The following is a 17,405-nucleotide window of genomic DNA, read 5'->3' on the forward strand; positions in this document are numbered from 1 at the left end:
GCCCCGGACCCCGCGCGTGGAGGGCTGGATGATCGAACCCCTTGTGTTGCTGCCCGGCATGATGTGCGACGCGCGCCTTTTTGGCCCCCAGATTGCGGAGCTGTCGTCGGAAATGCCGGTCATGGTCGCCCCGGTCAGCCACGGCGAACGGATCGAGGAGATCGCGTCGAACCTGTTGGGCGCATTGCCCGCGCGGTTCGCGCTGGCGGGGCTGAGCATGGGCGGCATCGTCGCGATGGAGATCCTGCGTCGCGCGCCCGACCGGGTCAGCCGTCTGGCGTTGATGGACACCAATCCGTTGGCGGAAACACCCGTGGTCGCGGCCAACCGGGAGCCGCAGATCGTCAAGGTCCGTTCGGGCCGGTTGATCGAGGTGATGCGGGACGAGATGAAGCCGAACTACCTTGCCCCCGGTCCGCAGCGGGCCGATGTGATGGCGCTGGTGATGGATATGGCAGAGGTGCTGGGGCCGGAGGTGTTCATCCGCCAGTCCCGTGCGTTGCAGCGGCGGCGCGATCAGCAGGTCACCTTGCGCAAGTGCCGCGCACCGACGCTGGTGTTGTGCGGCGCGCATGACGCGCTGTGTCCGGTCAAGCGGCACAGTTTCATGGCCGAACTGATCCCCGGTGCCGAACTGCGCGTGATCGAGGAGGCCGGTCACCTGCCGACGCTGGAAACACCGGGCGAGGTGACCGCCGCGCTGCGCGACTGGATGCGCATGCCGCTGGTGCTGAGGTAGCTTAGGGCAGGGGCAGGGCCGCGCGGTCGGCCTTGGGGACGATATGCACCTCGCGGATGGGCGCGCCCGTTGCCACGTCGAAGAAGGGCGTGCGCTTCCACCGTCCTGACAGCAGGCAGGGCAGCACCCGTGTCAGCATGCCGAGCACGAACCTGCTGCCGCCCTGATGACCCTGCGTGCCGTCGGGTTTGCGCACGAAGGCCTGGGCGACGACCGGCCCCAGCGCGCTGGTGTCGGTCAGCCGGTCGGTGCGCAGGGAGGCAAAAGGCACCTTGGGCGACCGCACCGTATTGAACAGGATCGCGCCGCAGCACTTTGCCTGCCATCGCAGCAAGCCTTTGGGAGAAAAGGAAAAGACCACCAACTGGTCGAGGCCCGCGTCAAAGCGGACCTTGTCCGGCGTGGTCTGATAAAGGTGTACGGGGCCGGGAGCCGGATCAGGCTGGCCCGCATAGACTTCGGCCGCGCGGCAATCGGTACAGAAACACGCCGCACGCGTCCCGTTTGAACCGGAAACCCCCAGCAGCGTGCCAAGCAAAGTGTTGCAGGTGCAGGCGAAGGGAAGATCAACGCCTGCCATCGGTCAAGCCGCTGCGTTCTTGTTGGCCGCTTTCTTCTTGCGGTAGCCCGGCGGAGTTTCTTTTTCGTTGTCGTCGATGAAATCCAGCACCAGCGGGCGGATGTTGTTGCGCCAGCTTCTGCCGGCGAAGATGCCATAGTGACCCGCGCCGTCTTCGACATGGCTGGCTTTTTTGTCGTCCGGCAGGCCGGTCAGCAGGTCAAGGGCGGCAATGCACTGACCGGGGGCTGAAATATCGTCCTTGGATCCTTCGACTGTCTTCACCGCGACGCTGGTGATCTTGCCGATGTCGACATGCTTGCCCTTCACGGTGAAGGAATTCGACGCGATTTCGCCGTTCTTGAAGATGCGGTCCACGGTGGACAGGTAGAATTCAGCAGTCATGTCCATCACGGCGAGGTATTCGTCGTAGAACTTGTTGTGCTTGTCGTGTTCATGCGCCAGACCCTGCGCGACGCGGGTGATCTGGTCCTGGAACGCGTTCGCGTGCGTTTCTCCGTTCATGGAGATGAAGGAGGCCAGTTGCAGAAGGCCCGGATACACCCTGCGCCCGACGCCTGCGTATTTGAAGCCGACGCGCTGGCACATGAATTCTTCCAATTGGCCCATGGTGACGGAATGGCCAAAGTCGGTGACTTCGGTGGGAGCCGCACTGGGGTCGATCGGCCCGCCGATCAGGGTAAGGGTGCTGGGCTGCGCGCTGGGATCTTCTTCGGCCAGATAGGCGGTGGCGGCCAGCGTCAGCGGCGCGGGTTGGCATACGGCGATGACATGGGTGTCGGGGCCAAGGTGTTTCATGAAATCAACGAGGTAGAGGGTGTAATCCTCAATATCGAACTTGCCTGCGCTGACGGGGATGTCGCGGGCGTTGTGCCAATCGGTAATATAGACGTCACAATCAGGCAGCAGACTGATCACGGTGGAGCGCAGCAGCGTGGCGTAATGCCCCGACATCGGCGCGACCAGCATCACTTTGCGCTTGGGAACGGAGCGGCCCTGCACCCGGAAGTGGACCAGATCGCCAAAGTCGCGTTCGACCACCTTTTCGATGCTTACCAGCCGGTCGGTGCCGTTGCTGCCCACGAAAGGGGGAATATTCCAGTCCGGTTTCATCACCATGCGGGAGAACGTGCGTTCGGTCACTTCGCCCCAGGCCGCCATCCAGCCCAAGGCGGGGTTTGGAAACATCGAAAAAGCGGGGTAAGATGCCAATGCGAGCGCTGACGCGCCCATCCATTGATTTGTGTTTCTGATGGTTTCCATCAGGTCGTAAGTTACCATATAGCGCACGGGGAGGTCTCCTTACTGTGGGCCCGATACTGAGTACTCCGTCGCTCCCCTCCCGGTATGGACGACGTAATGCTGCAGCTGCGAAGATAAGAGGTAAACCTTAAGATGACAACTAGAACCACGGAAGCTGACGCTACGACCGAGGCTTCCATGACACGGATGACCCATAATCTTAAGAAAATCGAAGAGCTTACCGAACGTCTCGGGCAGGTGATGGCGAACCGGAAAACCCATCAGCCCGCACTTGATGGACCAAATCAAGATCTTTTCGCCAAGGCGGCGCAGGCCTATATGGCCGAGGCGATGCAGAATCCTGCCAAGCTTATGGAGCGGCAGATGGGGTATTGGTCCAAGACGCTGACCCAGTTCATGCAGGTGCAGCAATCCTTGGCGAAAGGGGGGCTGGACGCCACGCAGGACAACGCCGCCAAGGACCGCCGGTTTGCCAACCCGCTGTGGGACACGCACCCCTATTTCAACTATGTCAAACAGCAATACCTGATCAATGCCGCCGCGCTGCAGCAGGCCGTTGAAGACGTCACCGACATGGAGCCGCACGAGAAGCAGCGCCTTGCCTATTTCAATCGCCAGATCATCGACCTGATGAGCCCGACCAACTTTCTGGCCACCAACCCCGACGCACTGGAACGCGCGATCGAGACCGAGGGCGAGAGCCTGATCCGCGGGATCGAGAACCTGATTTCCGATCTGGAGGCGAATGATGGCGAACTGATCGTGCGTCTGGCCGACGAAAGCGCCTTCGAACTGGGGGGCAACATTGCCACCACACCCGGCAAGGTGGTGTTCCGCAACCGCATGTTCGAGCTGATCCAGTACGCGCCAAGCACGGAAAAGGTGCACAGCACACCGCTGCTGATCTTCCCGCCGTGGATCAACAAGTTCTACATTCTGGACCTCAAGGCACAGAATTCATTGGTGAAATGGATCGTCGATCAGGGCTATACCCTGTTCATGGTGTCCTGGGTCAATCCGGATTCTTCCTACAGCGATGTCGGCATGGAAGACTACGTCCAGGAGGGGTATCTGGCGGCCATCGATCAGGTGAAGGAGATCTGCGGCGTCAAGCAGATCAACGCGGTGGGCTATTGCATTGCGGGCACGACGCTGTCGCTGACGTTGTCGCTGCTCAAGCAGCGGGGCGATACGTCCATCAAGTCGGCCACGTTCTTTACCGCGCTCACTGATTTCTCCGATCAGGGGGAATTCCAGCCTTTCCTGACGGATGATTTCATTGATGGGATTGAGGCAGAGACGAAAGACAAGGGCATGCTGCCGTCAGTGATCATGGCGCGGACGTTTTCGTTCCTGCGCTCGAACGATCTGGTCTATGGGCCTGCGGTCAAAAGCTACATGATGGGGGAAACCCCGCCTGCGTTCGACTTGCTTTACTGGAACGGGGACGGCGCGAACCTGCCTGCAAAGATGGCGATGCAATACCTGCGTGGGCTGTGCCAGGGCAACCAGCTTGCCGATGGCGGATATGATCTGATGGGGCACCATCTGGAACTGGGTGACGTCGACATTCCCTTGTGCGCCATCGCCTGCGAGACTGATCACATCGCCCCGTGGAAGGACAGCTATCGCGGGGTGCAGCAGATGGGGTCGAAGAACAAGACCTTCATCATGACGCAGTCCGGTCACATCGCGGGCATCGTCAACCCGCCCAGCAAGAAGAAGTACGGCCATTACACCAATGATGACCTTGATCTTGAGTACACCGACTGGCTGGCGGATGCGGATTTCCATGAAGGGTCCTGGTGGCCGCGTTGGGAAAGCTGGCTGAAAAAGCGTTCCGGCAAGCAGATCGCGGCGCGCAAACCGGGCGCGGGGGGGCGAAAAACCCTTGGCGACGCGCCGGGCAGCTATGTTGCCAAGAAGGCAAACGGCTGATTTGAAAGCAGCTTTCCCCTAGGTCAAAGAAAAATGCTGCATTGCAGAAAAAAGGCTTGAAATGCTGCGCTGCGGCACGTATAGCTCTGTCCAGAAACACGAACGCGGCATCGACCGCATCACTTGCGGGGGACCTCCCACCCCGCTTTGAAAGGACAGAAAAATGGCTAAGACACCTGATATGACCGCAATGTTCAAAGACGTCATGGGTTCCTTCCCGGTTGACACGGGCGCGATGGAAGACGCTTTCAAGACAACCGCGACGCTGAACGAAAAGCTGTCCGGTGTTGCATTGAACGCAGTTGAGAAATCCACCGAGATTTCCAACAAATGGACCAAGGAAACCGTTGCCAAGCTGACCGAGATGTCCAAGGCAAAATCCGATCCGGCCGATTACGCCAAAGCGATGACAGATTTCGCATCCGCCTCCGCTGAGTCCGCGGCAGAGCATATGGCCGCATTCGCCGAGATCGCCAAGAAGGTCCAGATGGACACCGTTGAGCTGATGATGGCGGCAGGCAAGGACATGCAGCAGGACGCAACCGCTGCGGTCAAGAAAGCCACCGACGACGTGCAGGCGGCGGCCAAGAAAGCCACTGCGAAGTAATCTGGTTTGAGTTGTGGCGGCTTGCGGGTCGCTGCGGTGTAACCAGTTGGATGTTTCCGCCTACTTCCTTTCGGGGTGCGGCGTTTGGAAGGGCAGGCTGCAAAAGCCTGCCCTTTCTTTTTGTCCCTCCCTCCCTTATTCTGCCATGCAGCACGCATGTTGGGAGGGCAGTAAGTGGCCGATGCGCAAAAATCCTTGTTGATCAAACGGTACGCCTCGCGGCGGCTCTACAACACGGAGACCAGTGACTATGTGACCCTCGATGATATCGCCGGGTTCATCCGCGATGGGCGCGAGGTGCAGATCGTCGATCTGAAATCGGGGGATGACCTGACCCGGCAGTATCTGCTTCAGATCATTGCAGAACATGAAAGCCGTGGTGAATCAGTGCTGCCGGTCGAAGTGCTGAATGACCTTGTGCGCAGCTACATGTCCGGTGACGTGTCCGTGGTGCCGCAGTTCCTCAAGGCGTCGTTCGACATGCTGCGGGACGGGCAGGCGAAGATGATGGAAAACATGTCCTCCCTGAACCCGATGAGCAAGATGCCCGGCATGGAAGCGATGCAGGCGCAGCAAGAAGCGTTTCTGAAAGCGATGACAGGCCGATGGGGCAGCGGCACCACCCCAAATCCCGAGCCGGAAGTGGAAGAACCCGAAGAGACCGAAGACCTCGACGCGATCAAGCAACAGCTTGCGGAACTTCAGGCGAAGCTTTCCAAGATCAAGTAGGCATCTATGTCTGCAGGGTTGTTGTGCGTGCCGGGATCAGGCGGCGTGCGCTGCAGAAACCTGCGCGAGCGCGCCTAGCAGAACTTCGCAGACCGCATCCAGTTGGTCCTTGGTCAGCTGCACCGGCAATCGCACATCACAGGCGCGCATCAGCATCGCCCGCGTGCGGGGCAGGTCCGGCACATCCTTGAGGAATTCCCAATTCCAGAAGGCGCGTGCGTTGTCGGTGCTTTGGCCGAAAACCTGCACCTTGATCCCGGCGCCTGTTGCGGAATCCGCGAATGCCCTGACCTGTGCGTCGGTCAGATCAGGCAGGTTGAACTGTATCGAATCCGGTGCGCGCACTTCGCCTCTGAGCGGGCAGGGCACCTCAACAAAGTCGGATTCCCGCAGCCGCGCAGCGACGTAATTGTGATTGCGCAGCCCCGAGGCCACCCTGCGCGGCAGTTCGGGCAGTTGCGGTCGGACGACCGCCGCCGCAAGGTTGGACATGCGCAGATTGTAAAGCGGCACCTTGTTCTGCCACCGCGCAAAAGCCGCTTCCAGAACGGCGTGTTTCTTCCAGTTGTGCTCGTATGCGCCTGACATGATGACGGCCCGCGCGACAAGGTCCGGATCATCGGTGATCAGGATACCCCCTTCGCCCGCATTGATCATCTTGTAGGACTGGAAGGAAAAGCAGCCGACCTTGCCAATCGTGCCGATCCTGCGCCCTTGCCAGAGCGTGCCGAGCGAATGCGCGGCGTCTTCGATGACCGGGGTTCCGGCGGCATCGCACAGCGCCATGATCGCATCCATGTCCGAGGTATGTCCGCGCATGTGGCTGACAATGACCGCGTCAACGCCCGGCAGCCGGTCTGCAAAATCCGCCATGTCGATGCGGTAATCCGCGCCCACCTCGCACAGGACCGGCTGGCATCCGGCGTGGATGATCGCGGAAGGGACGGCGGCGAAGGTGAAGCCGGGGATCAACACTTTGGCGTTCTCCGGCAGGTCCAGCGCTTTGAGCGAGAGGAACAGCGCCGCCGAACAGCTTGAGACGGCCAATGCATATGCGCTGCCCATCATCGCCGCGAATTCCTGTTCCAGCAGGGTCACGGGCGCGTCCTTGGCGGCGGTATATCGAAAGAGGTCCGCTGACGTCAGAAGCGCGTCAATCTCGGCGCGGGCCGTTGCGGGGATCGGTTCGGCCTGTTGCAGATCTGGAAGGGTCATATTGCATAATCCAAATTCTGTTTTTTGGTTTATTAAATCGATTCCGTGCGCGGACCAAGGATATTCCTACACGCAAGACGAGAATTCTTGGGATGGAGGGTTAAATGCCCAGACGGTCGCGGGTGGCGTACCAGCTCATCGCGAGGATCAGCAACGGGTTTCGCAGGGCGGCCCCGCCGGGGAAGGACGGTGTGGGAACGCGGGCCATGGTATCAAACCCGTCGCCGTCCCCTTGCACCGCAAGTGCCATCAGCTTGCCAGCGTGTACCGCATTGCCCACCCCGTGCCCGGAATAGCCCGACGCCGACAGCATGTTGGGCGCCACGCGCGCAAGATGGGGCATGCGGTTCATCGTGATGGCCAGCGTGCCGCCCCACGCATAGTCGAACTTGACGTCCCGCAGGTGGGGAAAAACCTCTGCCATGGGTTTGCGCACCTTTGCGCCGATATCGGCCGGAAACCGGTAGCCATAGCTTTCTCCGCCGCCGAACAGCAGCCGCTTGTCATGCGACAGTCGGAAGTAGTTCACCACGAAACGATCGTCCGCCACGGCCACGTCACGGGGCAGGACTTTATTGGCATCATCGCCCAACGGCTCGGTCGCCGCGATGAAGTTGTTTATGGGCATCACGCGGGTGGCGACTTTGCGCTCCAGCCCGCCCAGATAGCCGTTGCAGGCGAGGATAACATGATCCGCCATCACGTGCCCGGCGTCCGTCTGGACCTTGGCGGGCGCGCCCTTGTCGATGTTGTGCACGGCGGCACCTTCGAAGATCTGCACCCCCGCCGCCACCGCCGCCCGCGCAAGCCCAAGGGCAAAGTTCAGCGGATGCAGATGGGCCGCGCCCATATCAAGGATACCGCCGCGATAGGCAGGCGAGGGGCAGACACCTTGCAGACCCGCATGGTCCAGCACCTCGATCCGGTCATAGCCATAGGTTGCGGACAGGTGATCGGCATAGCGGTGCAGGTCATCCACATCCGATTGCGCGCGCGCGGTCCAGGCCACGCCTGGTTTGAGATGACAATCGATAGCGTGATCGGCGATCAGCGACTTGCACAGATCCTTGGTCTCTTCGGCCATGGTCCACAACAGACGTGCATGATCGCGGCCCAGCATTTTTTCCAGCGCGGTCTGCTCCACCCGCTGGCCGCTACCCAATTGCCCGCCGTTGCGACCTGACGCGCCAAACCCCACGCGCTGCGCTTCCAGCAGCACCACACGGCGGCCCGCCTGCGCCAGATGCAGTGCCGCCGAAAGCCCTGTGTAGCCGCCCCCGATGACGCAGATGTCGGCCTTGTGCGCCCCCTTGAGCGGGTCAAACCTGTCCATCGGCGTGGCGGTAGCCGCATACCAACTGTCCGGGTAGGCACCGCGATGGTCATTGGCAAATAGCAGGTTCACCATTTCATCCTTTCACAAATACCTCTGCGGTGCCGCCCGCCGCGTGTCAGACGTTCATCAAAAGATGCTCCCGCTCCCACGGGGAGATTACCTGAAGGAATTCGTCGTATTCGGCGCGTTTCACGATGCTGTAGACGCGGGCGAAATCCGGCCCCAGCACGCCATGCAGGTCCGTCGCTGCGTCGAAAAGGTCAAGCGCGGAACCCAGAACGCGGGGAATGTCGCCATCGCCGTCATAGGCATCGCCCTTGAATTCATCGGCGGGCATGTTGCCGTCGGTCAGACCCAGATAGCCGCAGGCAAGGCTGGCGGCGATGCCCAGATAGGGGTTGCAATCCATCCCGGCCAGACGGTTTTCGACCCGGCGCGCCTTGGGGCCGGACAGGGGCACGCGGATGCCCGTCGTGCGGTTGTCGCGGCCCCATTCGAGGTTGATGGGGGCGGCGTGGTCCTTCACGTACCGCCGGTAGCTGTTCACATAAGGCGCAAACACCGCGAGGGCGGCGGGCATGTGGGTCTGCAGGCCGGCGATGAAGTGATAAAAGGCGTCTGTTTCCGCGCCTCCCTTGCCGGAAAAGATGTTCGCACCGGTTTTGGTATCGAGGATCGAATGGTGCATGTGCATCGCCGATCCCGGTTCATTCGCGATGGGTTTGGCCATGAAGGTGGCATAGCAATCGTGGCGCATCGCGGCTTCGCGGATCAGGCGTTTGAAATAGAAGACCTCATCCGCCAGCTTCACCGGATCGCCGTGGGCGAGGTTGATCTCCAACTGACCAGCGCCGCCTTCCTGGGTGATGCCGTCAATCTCGAACCCCTGTGCTTCGGCGAAATCATAGATGTCGTCGATCACGGGACCGAATTCGTCCACTGCCGTCATCGAATAGGCCTGCCGCGCGGCGGCGGGGCGGCCGGAACGGCCGATCATCGGTTCGATCTCGTGGCCCGGATCAAGATTGGGCGCGACCAGAAAGAACTCCATCTCCGGTGCGACCACCGGTTCCCAGCCCTTGTCGCGATAAAGCTGCACCACCCGTTTGAGCACATTGCGCGGGCTGAAGGGCACCGGGTTGTCGTCGCGGTCATAGGCGTCATGGATGACCTGTAGGGTCCAGTCCCCGGTCCAGGGGGCGGCGGTTGCCGTGTCCATGTCGGGCTTGAGGATCATGTCCTTTTCGATGAAGCCATCATCGCCCGCCGCTTCGCCCCAGTCGCCGGTGATGGTCTGATAGAAGATGCTGTCGGGCAGGTGGAAATAATCCTGACGGGCAAACTTGCTGGCAGGCACCGCCTTGCCGCGCGCGATGCCCGGCAGGTCTGCGATGATGCATTCGACCTCATCCAGCCGACGGCCTTCGAGGTAATCCCGTGCGGGCGTGGGCAGTTTGCTGATCCAGTCGGCCATCAGGCCCTCTCTTTCTTGAAAAAGGCGGTCATTTGTTCTGCGATCTGTGCGGAATCGAGTGGGGCATCCAGCGTGGCGCGGGCGGCGTCCAGCAGCGCGTCCGGGACAACCCCCTTGCCGCGCGTCTCGATCAGCGTTTCGATGAAGTCGGATTGGTATTCGGGATGCGGCTGGAGGGTCCAGAACACGTCGTCATAGACAAGTGCTGCATGCGCGCAGAAGTCGGAGGCGCCGATCACCGTGGCACCCTCGGGTTTTTCGACCACCTGATCCTGATGCCAGGCGTTGATCGCATAGGTCTTGTCGCCCAGATCATAGCTCACGCGCCCGACGGACCAGCCGCCGGCGAATTTCTCCACCCTGCCGCCCATGGCCTGCGCGATGATCTGATGGCCGAAACAGATGCCGATCATCGGGCGACGGGCGTCATAACTGGCGCGGATGAAATCTTCCAGCGGGGGGATCCAGTCATGGTCTTCATAAGCGCCGTGGCGTGACCCGGTGATCAACCAGCCATCGGCGTCCTGCACGCTGGAAGGGAAGATGCCGTCAACCACGGCCCAGCTTTCATACCGGAATTCCCGATCCCCCAGCAGGCGCTTGAAATACGCGTCATATCCGCCGCCGCCTGCAAGATCTTCAGGCGGGTGGCCGGTGACCAGAATACCGATTTTCATGGGGTTCTCCATCGCGGGCCTACACCGTGTCGAGATAGATGTCGGCCTGTTCCTCTGGCGTCAGGTCAGCCATGTCGCGCAGTTCCTGCCGCTTGGTCAGCACAAGGTTGCGGATGATCTCGGCATCGAAGATGCGCGCGATCTGTGCATCCTGTTCGAAGGCGTCGATGGCCGCGGCCCAGGTATCGGGCACTTGTGGCAGGTTGGCCTCATAGGCGTTGCCGGTGATCGCGGCGGGGGGATCGATGGCGTCCTCGATCCCGTTCATGGCGGCACCCAGCACGGCGGCAACCATCAGGTAGGGGTTTACGTCCCCGCCCGCGACGCGGTGTTCGATCCGGCGTGCCTTGTGACTGCCCGACGGGATGCGCAGGGCGGAGGTGCGGTTTTCGTAGGCCCAACTGACGCCGGTGGGCGCGTGGTTGCCCGGCACCATGCGTTCGTAGCTGTTGGCGTGAGGCGCAAAGATCAGCGTTGATCCCGGCATTGCCGCCAAACAGCCCGCAACCGCGTGACGCATCATGTCGGTGCCTTCCGGCCCGCCGTTGTCAAAGACGTTGTTGCCATCCCCGTCAAGCACCGAGAAATGCATGTGCAGACCCGATCCCGCGTAATCGGGATAGGGCTTGGCCATGAAGGATGCGGCAAAACCGTGCCGCCGCGCCATGCCCTTGACCAGCATCTTGAACAGCCACGCATCGTCAGCCGCGCGCAGCGCATCGTCGCCGTGCATCATGTTGATCTCGAACTGGCCCAGACCGGCCTCCGAGATGGCGGTATCGGCGGGAATGTCCATTTCTTCGCAGGCGTCATAGAGATCGGTGAAGAAGGTATCGAACTGGTCCAGCGCCCGCATGCTGAGGATTTCGCCCGCAACCCGGCGTTTGCCGGACCGGGGCGAGGGGGGCACCTGCAGCTTGCGCCCTGAATCGTCGATCAGGAAGAACTCAAGCTCCACCGCGCAAACAGGGGTCAGGCCGCGCGCCTTGTAGCGCTCCAGTACAAGGCGCAGGGCATGGCGCGGGTCGCCCAGATAGGGCGCGCCGTCATCATGGAACATCCAGATCGGTAACAGGGCGGCGGGTGCCTCCAGCCAGGGGATCGGCATGAAGCCACGTTCGGTCGGCTTCAGCATGCCGTCCCGGTCGCCACTGGCCAGAACCAGCGGGCTGTTGTCGATGTCTTCGCCCCAGATATCGAGGTTCAGCACCGAAAAAGGAAAGCGCGTGCCATCGATGCTGATCCTGTCGGCAAAGCGCACCGGAACCCGTTTGCCCCGGGGTTGCCCGTTCAGGTCTGCCGCTGCGACACGGATGGTGCGCACGTGGGGGTTCTTGCGGAGCCAGTTCTGCATGCTGCACCTGTGCCGAGTGGCGGCCCCGAGGGGCGCGCAATAATTTGATCAAATTCAGGAATACTACCGGATCAGATTGGGACGCAAGCGCAATTTTGGCCGCTCTTCGCCGGGCAGGTGGCGGTTGAGGCGTCTGTTCACCAAGCCGAAAAAGCCGATCACGGCCAGTGTCAGCAGGATAAAATAGCCTGCAAGGATCGGATAGGGGACGAACGGATTGAAGGTCTTGTCCGCAAAATAGCTGGCGTAATAGAGCGCGTCACCGCGTTGTTGCCAAGCGGGAAAACCGCTGAGAAAGACCAGTGTGGTGGAATGGTAGAGAAAGATCGCCTCGTTCGTGTAGGCAGGCCAGGCGAGCCGCAGCATCGTTGGCCAGATCACCCGGCGGAATCGCGACCAGCCGGTCAGCCCATAGGCGTCAGCGGCTTCGGTATCGCCTTTGGGGATGGATTGCAGCGCGCCGTAAAAGATCTCTCCGGCGTAGGCGGCGGTATTCAGGAACAGCACGATCAGCGCGCCCAGCCAAGCGGCGGTGAAGGGATCGAAGAACGCGTATTGTGATTTCAGCGTCAGGAACAGGAAGTAGCCAAAGAAGAACTGGATGAACAGCGGAGAGCCACGGAAGACAAAGATGAACCAGCTTGCCGATTTGCGGATCAGGCGGTTCGTGCTGGCCTTGCCGACACCCACCAACGTGGCCAGAAAGAACCCCGCCAGCAGGGCAACGGTGCCGAAATATATGTTCCAGATCATGCCGGAGCCGATCAGGGTGAACTGATCACACAGGGTGAAATCCTCGCGCGGGAGCAGGCGTTCACCGATCCCGATGGCGCGCAGGCCGTAGTCCTGGATGGTTTGCCAGCAGCTCATGCACGTCGCTCCTTTTGGAGCGACGCGGCCGAGGCAGCGCATGGGCACCATGCGCGTTCGGCCCCGGTTGCTGTTGGTGTACAGCTCATGCCGCTTTCCTTTGCGCTTCGCCTGCTGCGGTCGCCTGACCGCGTGTCAGGCGCGCCATCAGCCGGTCCAGCACCACTTCGGAGACGCGCGTGAACATCAGGTAGAACACCAGCAACGCAAGGAAGTACCACATGCGCCAGTCGCCATGGGGATAATCGGTGAAGCGTGGCGTCTTGGAGCCGCCAAGTTCGCGCGCCCAGTACACGATGTCCTCCACCCCCAGCAGGAACAGCAGGGGTGTGGCCTTGATCAGCAGCATCCACAGGTTCGACAGGCCCGGCAGGGCGAAGACCCACATCTGCGGGACCAGCACCCGCCAGAAGGTCTGGCGCGTGGACATGCCATAGGCGGCGGCGGTCTCAAGCTGGGCGCGGGGCACCGCGCGCATGGCACCGAACAGCACATTGGCGGCAAAGGCACCGTAGACGATGGCAAAGGTGACAACCGCAATGGCAAAGCCATAAGTTTCATGCACCCATTGCGGGGCCTCGCCCAGCGGCATCTTGGCGGCCTGGCAGACCACGAAATCATTGCCCTGCCGCACCGGTTCGGACCAGTCGGGGCAAAGCGCGCGGTGCCGCAGGTATTCGATCGCCTGATCAAGCGCGATGACGAAAAACAGGAAAAACGCGATGTCCGGGACACCGCGCACGATGGCGATGTAGGTCTTGCCGATCCAACGCAGCGGCGCAAGCGTCGCGCGGGCGGCGGAGGCCCCTGCAAAGCCAAAGGCCAGCGCCAGCGGTGCGGTGATGCCCAGCAGCGTCAGCACCGTCAGCACCGACCAATACAGGTTCATGTGCTTGCCCGTGGTCAGGTAGCAGGTGAACCACTGGAACGCTTCAAGCTGTTCTGGATTGGCGCAGGACTGGAGAATGGGGCACCTCTGGCAGGTGGCGGAATGGGTATTTGAAAAAGGATGAAGGGGAGGGCGTTGCGCCTTCCCCTTCGCTCAGGTCAGATCAGAACGTTGCCGAACCCGGCAGGTGCTTTTCGATCAGCTTGTTCAGGCTGCCGTCGTCCTTCATGGACTGGATGGCTGCGTTGAACTTCTCGCGCAACTCCCCGTCGCTTTCGCGGATGCCAAGGCCGACACCCCCACCCAGCAGAACGTCTTCGCCGATGATGGACAGATCGGGTTCCGCTTCGGCGATGGGCTCAAGGAACGCCTTGTCGGCCAGAACCGCATCCGCTTCGCCGTTCTTTACCGCCGCGATGGTTTCTTCGGGCGTGGCGAATTCCACCAGCGTCGCGCCGTCCATGGAGGCGATGTGGCTGGCCTGAATGGTGCCGGATTGCGCCGCGATCACGGCAGAGGACATGTCCACGTCGCCCATGCCAACGAAGGCGGATGGATCAGGCTGCGTGTAGGGGGCTGAGAAATCAATGACTTCGTCACGTTCGTCGGTAATCGACATGCCCGCGATGATCACGTCATAGTTGCCGGACACGAGGTTGGGGATGATGCTGTCCCATTCGTTCGTGACCCATTCGCAGGTGAGTTCGGCACGCGCGCACAACTCATCGCCGACTTCACGCTCAAAACCGGCCACTTCGCCATCATCGTTGAGGAAGTTGTAAGGAGGGTAGGCGCCTTCGGTGCCCAGACGGATGGTCTTGGCATGGCCGTCGGCCAGTGCAGCACCGGTCATCAGCGCGAGCGCTGCGGTCGTTGTCAGAATTGTTTTCATTTGATGTTCTCCCATAGAGTTTTTTATTGGTTTTACGTTGCGTGGGTTGCTGAAAGGAACCCGCGCAGGCGTTCGGATTTCGGGGCGCCGAAAAGGGTTTCCGGCGCGCCTTCTTCTTCGATGAGACCCTGATGCAGGAACACCACGTGGTCCGATACATCATGGGCCAGCTTCATGTCGTGGGTGACGATCATCATGGTCCGCCCTTCGGTGGCCAGATCCTTGATGACCTTGACGACTTCCTGCTCCAACTCCGGATCGAGCGCCGAGGTCGGCTCATCAAACAGCAGCGCCTCCGGTTCCATGCAGAGCGCGCGGGCAATTGCGGCGCGCTGTTGCTGACCACCGGAAAGCTGCGCCGGGTAGACGTCGCATTTGTCGCCGATCCCGACTTTCTCAAGATATCCGCGTGCGGCTTTCTCCACCTCCGCGCGGTCACGGCCCAGCACGGTCAACGGGGCCTCCATCACGTTTTGCAGAATGCTCATGTGCGCCCACAGATTGAACTGCTGGAACACCATCGACAGGTTGGTGCGGATGCGCAGCACCTGCTTGGCGTCCGCCGGGCGGCGGGCGTGACCGGCCCCTTTCCAGCGCACCGGTTCGCCGTTGAACAGAAGCTCTCCCTGCTGGCTGTCTTCAAGCAGGTTGCAGCATCGCAAAAGGGTCGATTTTCCCGACCCGGACGACCCGATCAGCGATACCACATGCCCGCGCGGCGCGGTGATATCCACACCCTTGAGCACCTCCAATGAGCCGTAGGCCTTGTGAAGGTCCTTGATCTGAATGACCGGGGTCGTGTTGGACACAATCCACCATTTTTTTGCGATTCGATGCGGTATATGGGCGCAAATTTGCAGCAACTGCAATGGATAAGGGCACATTCAGTCGGTCAAGGCAGGGCTGACCCGGCGGAAGCAGTCAGGCTTTGTCCACCCTTTGCCGGGCCATCGCGCTGTCGGTGTCGGTCACGCCGAGCAGGTTCGCGACAAGACGCAAAAGCGCGTCCTCTTCCTTGGCGCGGCTGCCGTCGGCAAGAACGATCTTCCACAGCGCCTCGACCACCGCCAGCCGTTCGTCATAGGGCACCGCATCCTTGATCGCGCGGGTAAAGCGCACGGTGTCAGGTGCTTCGGCCTCCAACCCTTCGGCCTGTGCGCGCAGGTCGGCGGCCTCTGCCGCGTTCAGTCCGTAGCGGTCGGCGGCGATGCTGTCGATCAGCCGCGCTTCGGACGCGGCGTAATCGTGATCGGACCGGGCAACGCGCACCAGCAGGGCAACCATCGCCAGACGCGCATCGGCATCGGGCAGTGGGACGGGGTCAGGCTGTGTCAGCCTTTTGATGAAATCTCCAAACATGAGGGTGATATAGGCGTTTGTGACGCGCTGTCCAAATCTATAGTTTCTTCAGCGCCGCCGCCCGCGCCGCCGCGATATCGTCAGAGGTCAGACCCAGCGCGATTTCGATCGCTTCCAATTGGATTTCCTCGTCTTCGTGGCGGTCCCCGTCGGCAATGGCCACGGACCACATCGCGTCCCCCAGCGCCTTGCGGTCGGCATAATCGACCTCGTCGCGCAGAAGCGCCGCGAATTCCGGCGTGCCGGGCGCGTGCCGCTCCAGCGCTTCGCAGGTGGCGCGCAGCTTGGCGGCCTCTATCGGGCCCAGATCGAAGGTCCGGGCAAGGATACGGTCGATCTGGCCTACTTCCTCGGCGCGGTAGGTGCGGTCGGCGAAGGCCACGCGCACCAGAAGTGCGCCCAGTGCCAATTGCGGATCAGGCTGGGGCAGGGGTTTCGGATCGGGTTTGCGGGTGGGGAAGAGACGTTCGAACATGGGCGAGGGTCTAGCTGAGATCGGCGGGTTTGCCAAAGCGTAAAGTGTCCATCGCCAGACCCTGCGGATCGGTGTTGGTCAGGATGAAGCCCGCAATGTCGCGCGTGCCGTCCGCACGGGCAAAGCCCACGGCGAATTCGCCGGTGGGGTCGATGGGCACGCGATAGATGACGCTGCCATCGCGGCGGTGGAAGGTGACGAGGGCCACGCCTGCTTCTCCGCCGCGCAGGTGGAACGACAGATCAGACTGGTCATTGTCGAACAGCACTGCAATGGCGCCTTCGCCCTGTGCCTCCCGTCTGGGGTAACCGGCCACGCCGTAGCCGTTGATCACCGCATTGCCGGAAAACCGCACGACCGACAGGTTCTGGCCCTTGGCCCCCGGCATCAGGGTCAGGGGGGACAGGGCCGTGCCATCGATCTGGTCGTGGGTATCTGCGGCGGCCACGTATTGCCCGGCAAAGCGTTCACCAAACACCGCGCCATCCAGCGGCAGGATGTCATCCACGTTGCGGCCCGGTCCGGCGCCGCTGTGGATGTCGTCGAAAGTGATCACGCGCGTCAGTGCCAGACTGTCCGGATCGACCAGACAGACAGGGGCACCACAGGCCAGAACACCCGTGGGCAAGAGGGTCAGACAAAGGGCGCGCAGAATGCTCATGGCCCAGCCTAAGACGCGGCGGGCGCCTCTGGCAAGATTTGGTTAGCCGTCGTAGCCTTCGATGATCAGGAAATCCGCGTCCGACACGGGCAGGCGGATGGATTTGGCCTGTTGATAGGCCTCGCTTTCGTAGCATTCCCGGGCGTCGGCATAGCTGGGGAATTCGATGACCACGGTACGGCTGCGCCACCCCCCTTCGACATTGGTCTGGTCACCGCCGCGCACAAGGAACCTGGCCCCATAATCGGCGAAGGGTTTCGCGTTGGCGGCGCGGTAATGATCATAGGCGGCCGCGTCGTGCACATCCATCTGGGCAATCCAGTATCCTTTGGCCATCGGGGGAGGTC

At 61.5% G+C, this 17,405-nt stretch carries 19 protein-coding genes; 4 read left to right on the forward strand and 15 right to left on the reverse strand.

The features are described from left to right. The first annotated feature begins 28 nt into the window (after positions 1–28). On the forward strand, positions 29–739 hold the full coding sequence (locus tag AB4X18_RS15985; RefSeq protein ID WP_370401025.1) for an alpha/beta fold hydrolase: 711 nt from the start codon (positions 29–31) through the stop codon (positions 737–739). 1 nt (position 740) lies between these two features. Here the strand turns inward: AB4X18_RS15985 and AB4X18_RS15990 are convergent, their stop codons facing one another. Then, complete coding sequence (locus tag AB4X18_RS15990; protein ID WP_370401026.1) at positions 741–1,319, reverse strand: DUF6151 family protein; 579 nt, start codon at positions 1,317–1,319, stop codon at positions 741–743. A gap of 3 nt (positions 1,320–1,322) precedes the next feature. Continuing rightward, on the reverse strand, positions 1,323–2,609 hold the full coding sequence (gene phaZ, locus AB4X18_RS15995) for a polyhydroxyalkanoate depolymerase (protein WP_432816788.1): 1,287 nt from the start codon (positions 2,607–2,609) through the stop codon (positions 1,323–1,325). Positions 2,610–2,714: 105 nt separating this feature from the next. Between phaZ and AB4X18_RS16000 the strand changes: the two genes are divergently transcribed. From AB4X18_RS16000 to phaR, 3 genes are all read left to right on the forward strand, one after another. Beyond that, positions 2,715–4,520 carry a PHA/PHB synthase family protein gene (locus AB4X18_RS16000; protein ID WP_432816789.1) on the forward strand — a complete coding sequence of 602 codons (1,806 nt, stop codon included), beginning with the start codon at positions 2,715–2,717 and terminating at the stop codon, positions 4,518–4,520. A gap of 163 nt (positions 4,521–4,683) precedes the next feature. Next, positions 4,684–5,127, forward strand: coding sequence for a phasin family protein (locus AB4X18_RS16005; protein WP_370401027.1), 444 nt, complete (start codon positions 4,684–4,686; stop codon positions 5,125–5,127). Between the two features lie 174 nt (positions 5,128–5,301). Then, a complete protein-coding gene (gene phaR / locus AB4X18_RS16010) occupies positions 5,302–5,856 on the forward strand; it encodes a polyhydroxyalkanoate synthesis repressor PhaR (RefSeq protein WP_370401028.1) in 555 nt (184 codons plus the stop codon). A 36-nt stretch (positions 5,857–5,892) separates the two neighbouring features. Here phaR and AB4X18_RS16015 read toward each other — a convergent pair whose 3' ends face one another. From AB4X18_RS16015 to AB4X18_RS16075, 13 genes are all read right to left on the reverse strand, one after another. Continuing rightward, positions 5,893–7,071, reverse strand: a complete 1,179-nt coding sequence (locus AB4X18_RS16015; protein WP_370401029.1) for a DegT/DnrJ/EryC1/StrS family aminotransferase — start codon at positions 7,069–7,071, stop codon at positions 5,893–5,895. 100 nt (positions 7,072–7,171) lie between these two features. Beyond that, positions 7,172–8,476 carry an NAD(P)/FAD-dependent oxidoreductase gene (locus AB4X18_RS16020; protein ID WP_370401030.1) on the reverse strand — a complete coding sequence of 435 codons (1,305 nt, stop codon included), beginning with the start codon at positions 8,474–8,476 and terminating at the stop codon, positions 7,172–7,174. Between the two features lie 46 nt (positions 8,477–8,522). Beyond that, on the reverse strand, positions 8,523–9,881 hold the full coding sequence (locus AB4X18_RS16025; protein WP_370401031.1) for a glutamine synthetase family protein: 1,359 nt from the start codon (positions 9,879–9,881) through the stop codon (positions 8,523–8,525). Next, a complete protein-coding gene (locus tag AB4X18_RS16030) occupies positions 9,881–10,558 on the reverse strand; it encodes a type 1 glutamine amidotransferase (protein ID WP_432816790.1) in 678 nt (225 codons plus the stop codon). The genes AB4X18_RS16025 and AB4X18_RS16030 overlap by 1 nt, the downstream gene beginning before the upstream one ends. A 19-nt stretch (positions 10,559–10,577) precedes the next feature. Continuing rightward, positions 10,578–11,912, reverse strand: coding sequence for a glutamine synthetase family protein (locus AB4X18_RS16035; RefSeq protein WP_432816791.1), 1,335 nt, complete (start codon positions 11,910–11,912; stop codon positions 10,578–10,580). A 63-nt stretch (positions 11,913–11,975) separates the two neighbouring features. Continuing rightward, entirely contained in the window at positions 11,976–12,782 is an 807-nt protein-coding gene (locus AB4X18_RS16040; protein ID WP_370401032.1) for an ABC transporter permease, read from the reverse strand. 85 nt (positions 12,783–12,867) lie between these two features. Further along, a complete protein-coding gene (locus tag AB4X18_RS16045; RefSeq protein ID WP_370401033.1) occupies positions 12,868–13,671 on the reverse strand; it encodes an ABC transporter permease in 804 nt (267 codons plus the stop codon). Between the two features lie 163 nt (positions 13,672–13,834). After that, positions 13,835–14,563 (reverse strand): transporter substrate-binding domain-containing protein, encoded by a 729-nt coding sequence (locus AB4X18_RS16050; RefSeq protein ID WP_370401034.1) that lies wholly within the window; start codon positions 14,561–14,563, stop codon positions 13,835–13,837. Between the two features lie 32 nt (positions 14,564–14,595). Further along, positions 14,596–15,372, reverse strand: coding sequence for an ABC transporter ATP-binding protein (locus tag AB4X18_RS16055; protein ID WP_370401035.1), 777 nt, complete (start codon positions 15,370–15,372; stop codon positions 14,596–14,598). A 112-nt stretch (positions 15,373–15,484) separates the two neighbouring features. Further along, on the reverse strand, positions 15,485–15,922 hold the full coding sequence (locus tag AB4X18_RS16060; protein WP_370401036.1) for a TerB family tellurite resistance protein: 438 nt from the start codon (positions 15,920–15,922) through the stop codon (positions 15,485–15,487). Positions 15,923–15,959: 37 nt separating this feature from the next. Beyond that, a complete protein-coding gene (locus AB4X18_RS16065) occupies positions 15,960–16,397 on the reverse strand; it encodes a TerB family tellurite resistance protein (RefSeq protein ID WP_370401037.1) in 438 nt (145 codons plus the stop codon). 10 nt (positions 16,398–16,407) lie between these two features. Further along, positions 16,408–17,058 (reverse strand): hypothetical protein, encoded by a 651-nt coding sequence (locus AB4X18_RS16070; protein ID WP_370401038.1) that lies wholly within the window; start codon positions 17,056–17,058, stop codon positions 16,408–16,410. A gap of 42 nt (positions 17,059–17,100) precedes the next feature. After that, positions 17,101–17,394 (reverse strand): DUF1330 domain-containing protein, encoded by a 294-nt coding sequence (locus tag AB4X18_RS16075; RefSeq protein WP_432816792.1) that lies wholly within the window; start codon positions 17,392–17,394, stop codon positions 17,101–17,103. Positions 17,395–17,405 lie beyond the last annotated feature (11 nt).

Source organism: Sulfitobacter rhodophyticola, assembly GCF_041281685.2.
Classification (GTDB): Bacteria; Pseudomonadota; Alphaproteobacteria; order Rhodobacterales; family Rhodobacteraceae; genus Sulfitobacter.

Bases quoted from the DNA above. Each gene is read 5' to 3' on its own strand.
- AB4X18_RS15985 (WP_370401025.1), top strand. From the start codon at position 29: ATGATCGAACCCCTTGTGTTGCTGCCCGGCATGATGTGCGACGCGCGC.
- AB4X18_RS15990 (WP_370401026.1), bottom strand. From the start codon at position 1,319: ATGGCAGGCGTTGATCTTCCCTTCGCCTGCACCTGCAACACTTTGCTT.
- AB4X18_RS16000 (WP_432816789.1), top strand. From the start codon at position 2,715: ATGACAACTAGAACCACGGAAGCTGACGCTACGACCGAGGCTTCCATG.
- AB4X18_RS16005 (WP_370401027.1), top strand. From the start codon at position 4,684: ATGGCTAAGACACCTGATATGACCGCAATGTTCAAAGACGTCATGGGT.
- AB4X18_RS16015 (WP_370401029.1), bottom strand. From the start codon at position 7,071: ATGACCCTTCCAGATCTGCAACAGGCCGAACCGATCCCCGCAACGGCC.
- AB4X18_RS16025 (WP_370401031.1), bottom strand. From the start codon at position 9,881: ATGGCCGACTGGATCAGCAAACTGCCCACGCCCGCACGGGATTACCTC.
- AB4X18_RS16030 (WP_432816790.1), bottom strand. From the start codon at position 10,558: ATGAAAATCGGTATTCTGGTCACCGGCCACCCGCCTGAAGATCTTGCA.
- AB4X18_RS16035 (WP_432816791.1), bottom strand. From the start codon at position 11,912: ATGCAGAACTGGCTCCGCAAGAACCCCCACGTGCGCACCATCCGTGTC.
- AB4X18_RS16040 (WP_370401032.1), bottom strand. From the start codon at position 12,782: ATGAGCTGCTGGCAAACCATCCAGGACTACGGCCTGCGCGCCATCGGG.
- AB4X18_RS16045 (WP_370401033.1), bottom strand. From the start codon at position 13,671: ATGAACCTGTATTGGTCGGTGCTGACGGTGCTGACGCTGCTGGGCATC.
- AB4X18_RS16050 (WP_370401034.1), bottom strand. From the start codon at position 14,563: ATGAAAACAATTCTGACAACGACCGCAGCGCTCGCGCTGATGACCGGT.
- AB4X18_RS16060 (WP_370401036.1), bottom strand. From the start codon at position 15,922: ATGTTTGGAGATTTCATCAAAAGGCTGACACAGCCTGACCCCGTCCCA.
- AB4X18_RS16065 (WP_370401037.1), bottom strand. From the start codon at position 16,397: ATGTTCGAACGTCTCTTCCCCACCCGCAAACCCGATCCGAAACCCCTG.
- AB4X18_RS16070 (WP_370401038.1), bottom strand. From the start codon at position 17,058: ATGAGCATTCTGCGCGCCCTTTGTCTGACCCTCTTGCCCACGGGTGTT.
- AB4X18_RS16075 (WP_432816792.1), bottom strand. From the start codon at position 17,394: ATGGCCAAAGGATACTGGATTGCCCAGATGGATGTGCACGACGCGGCC.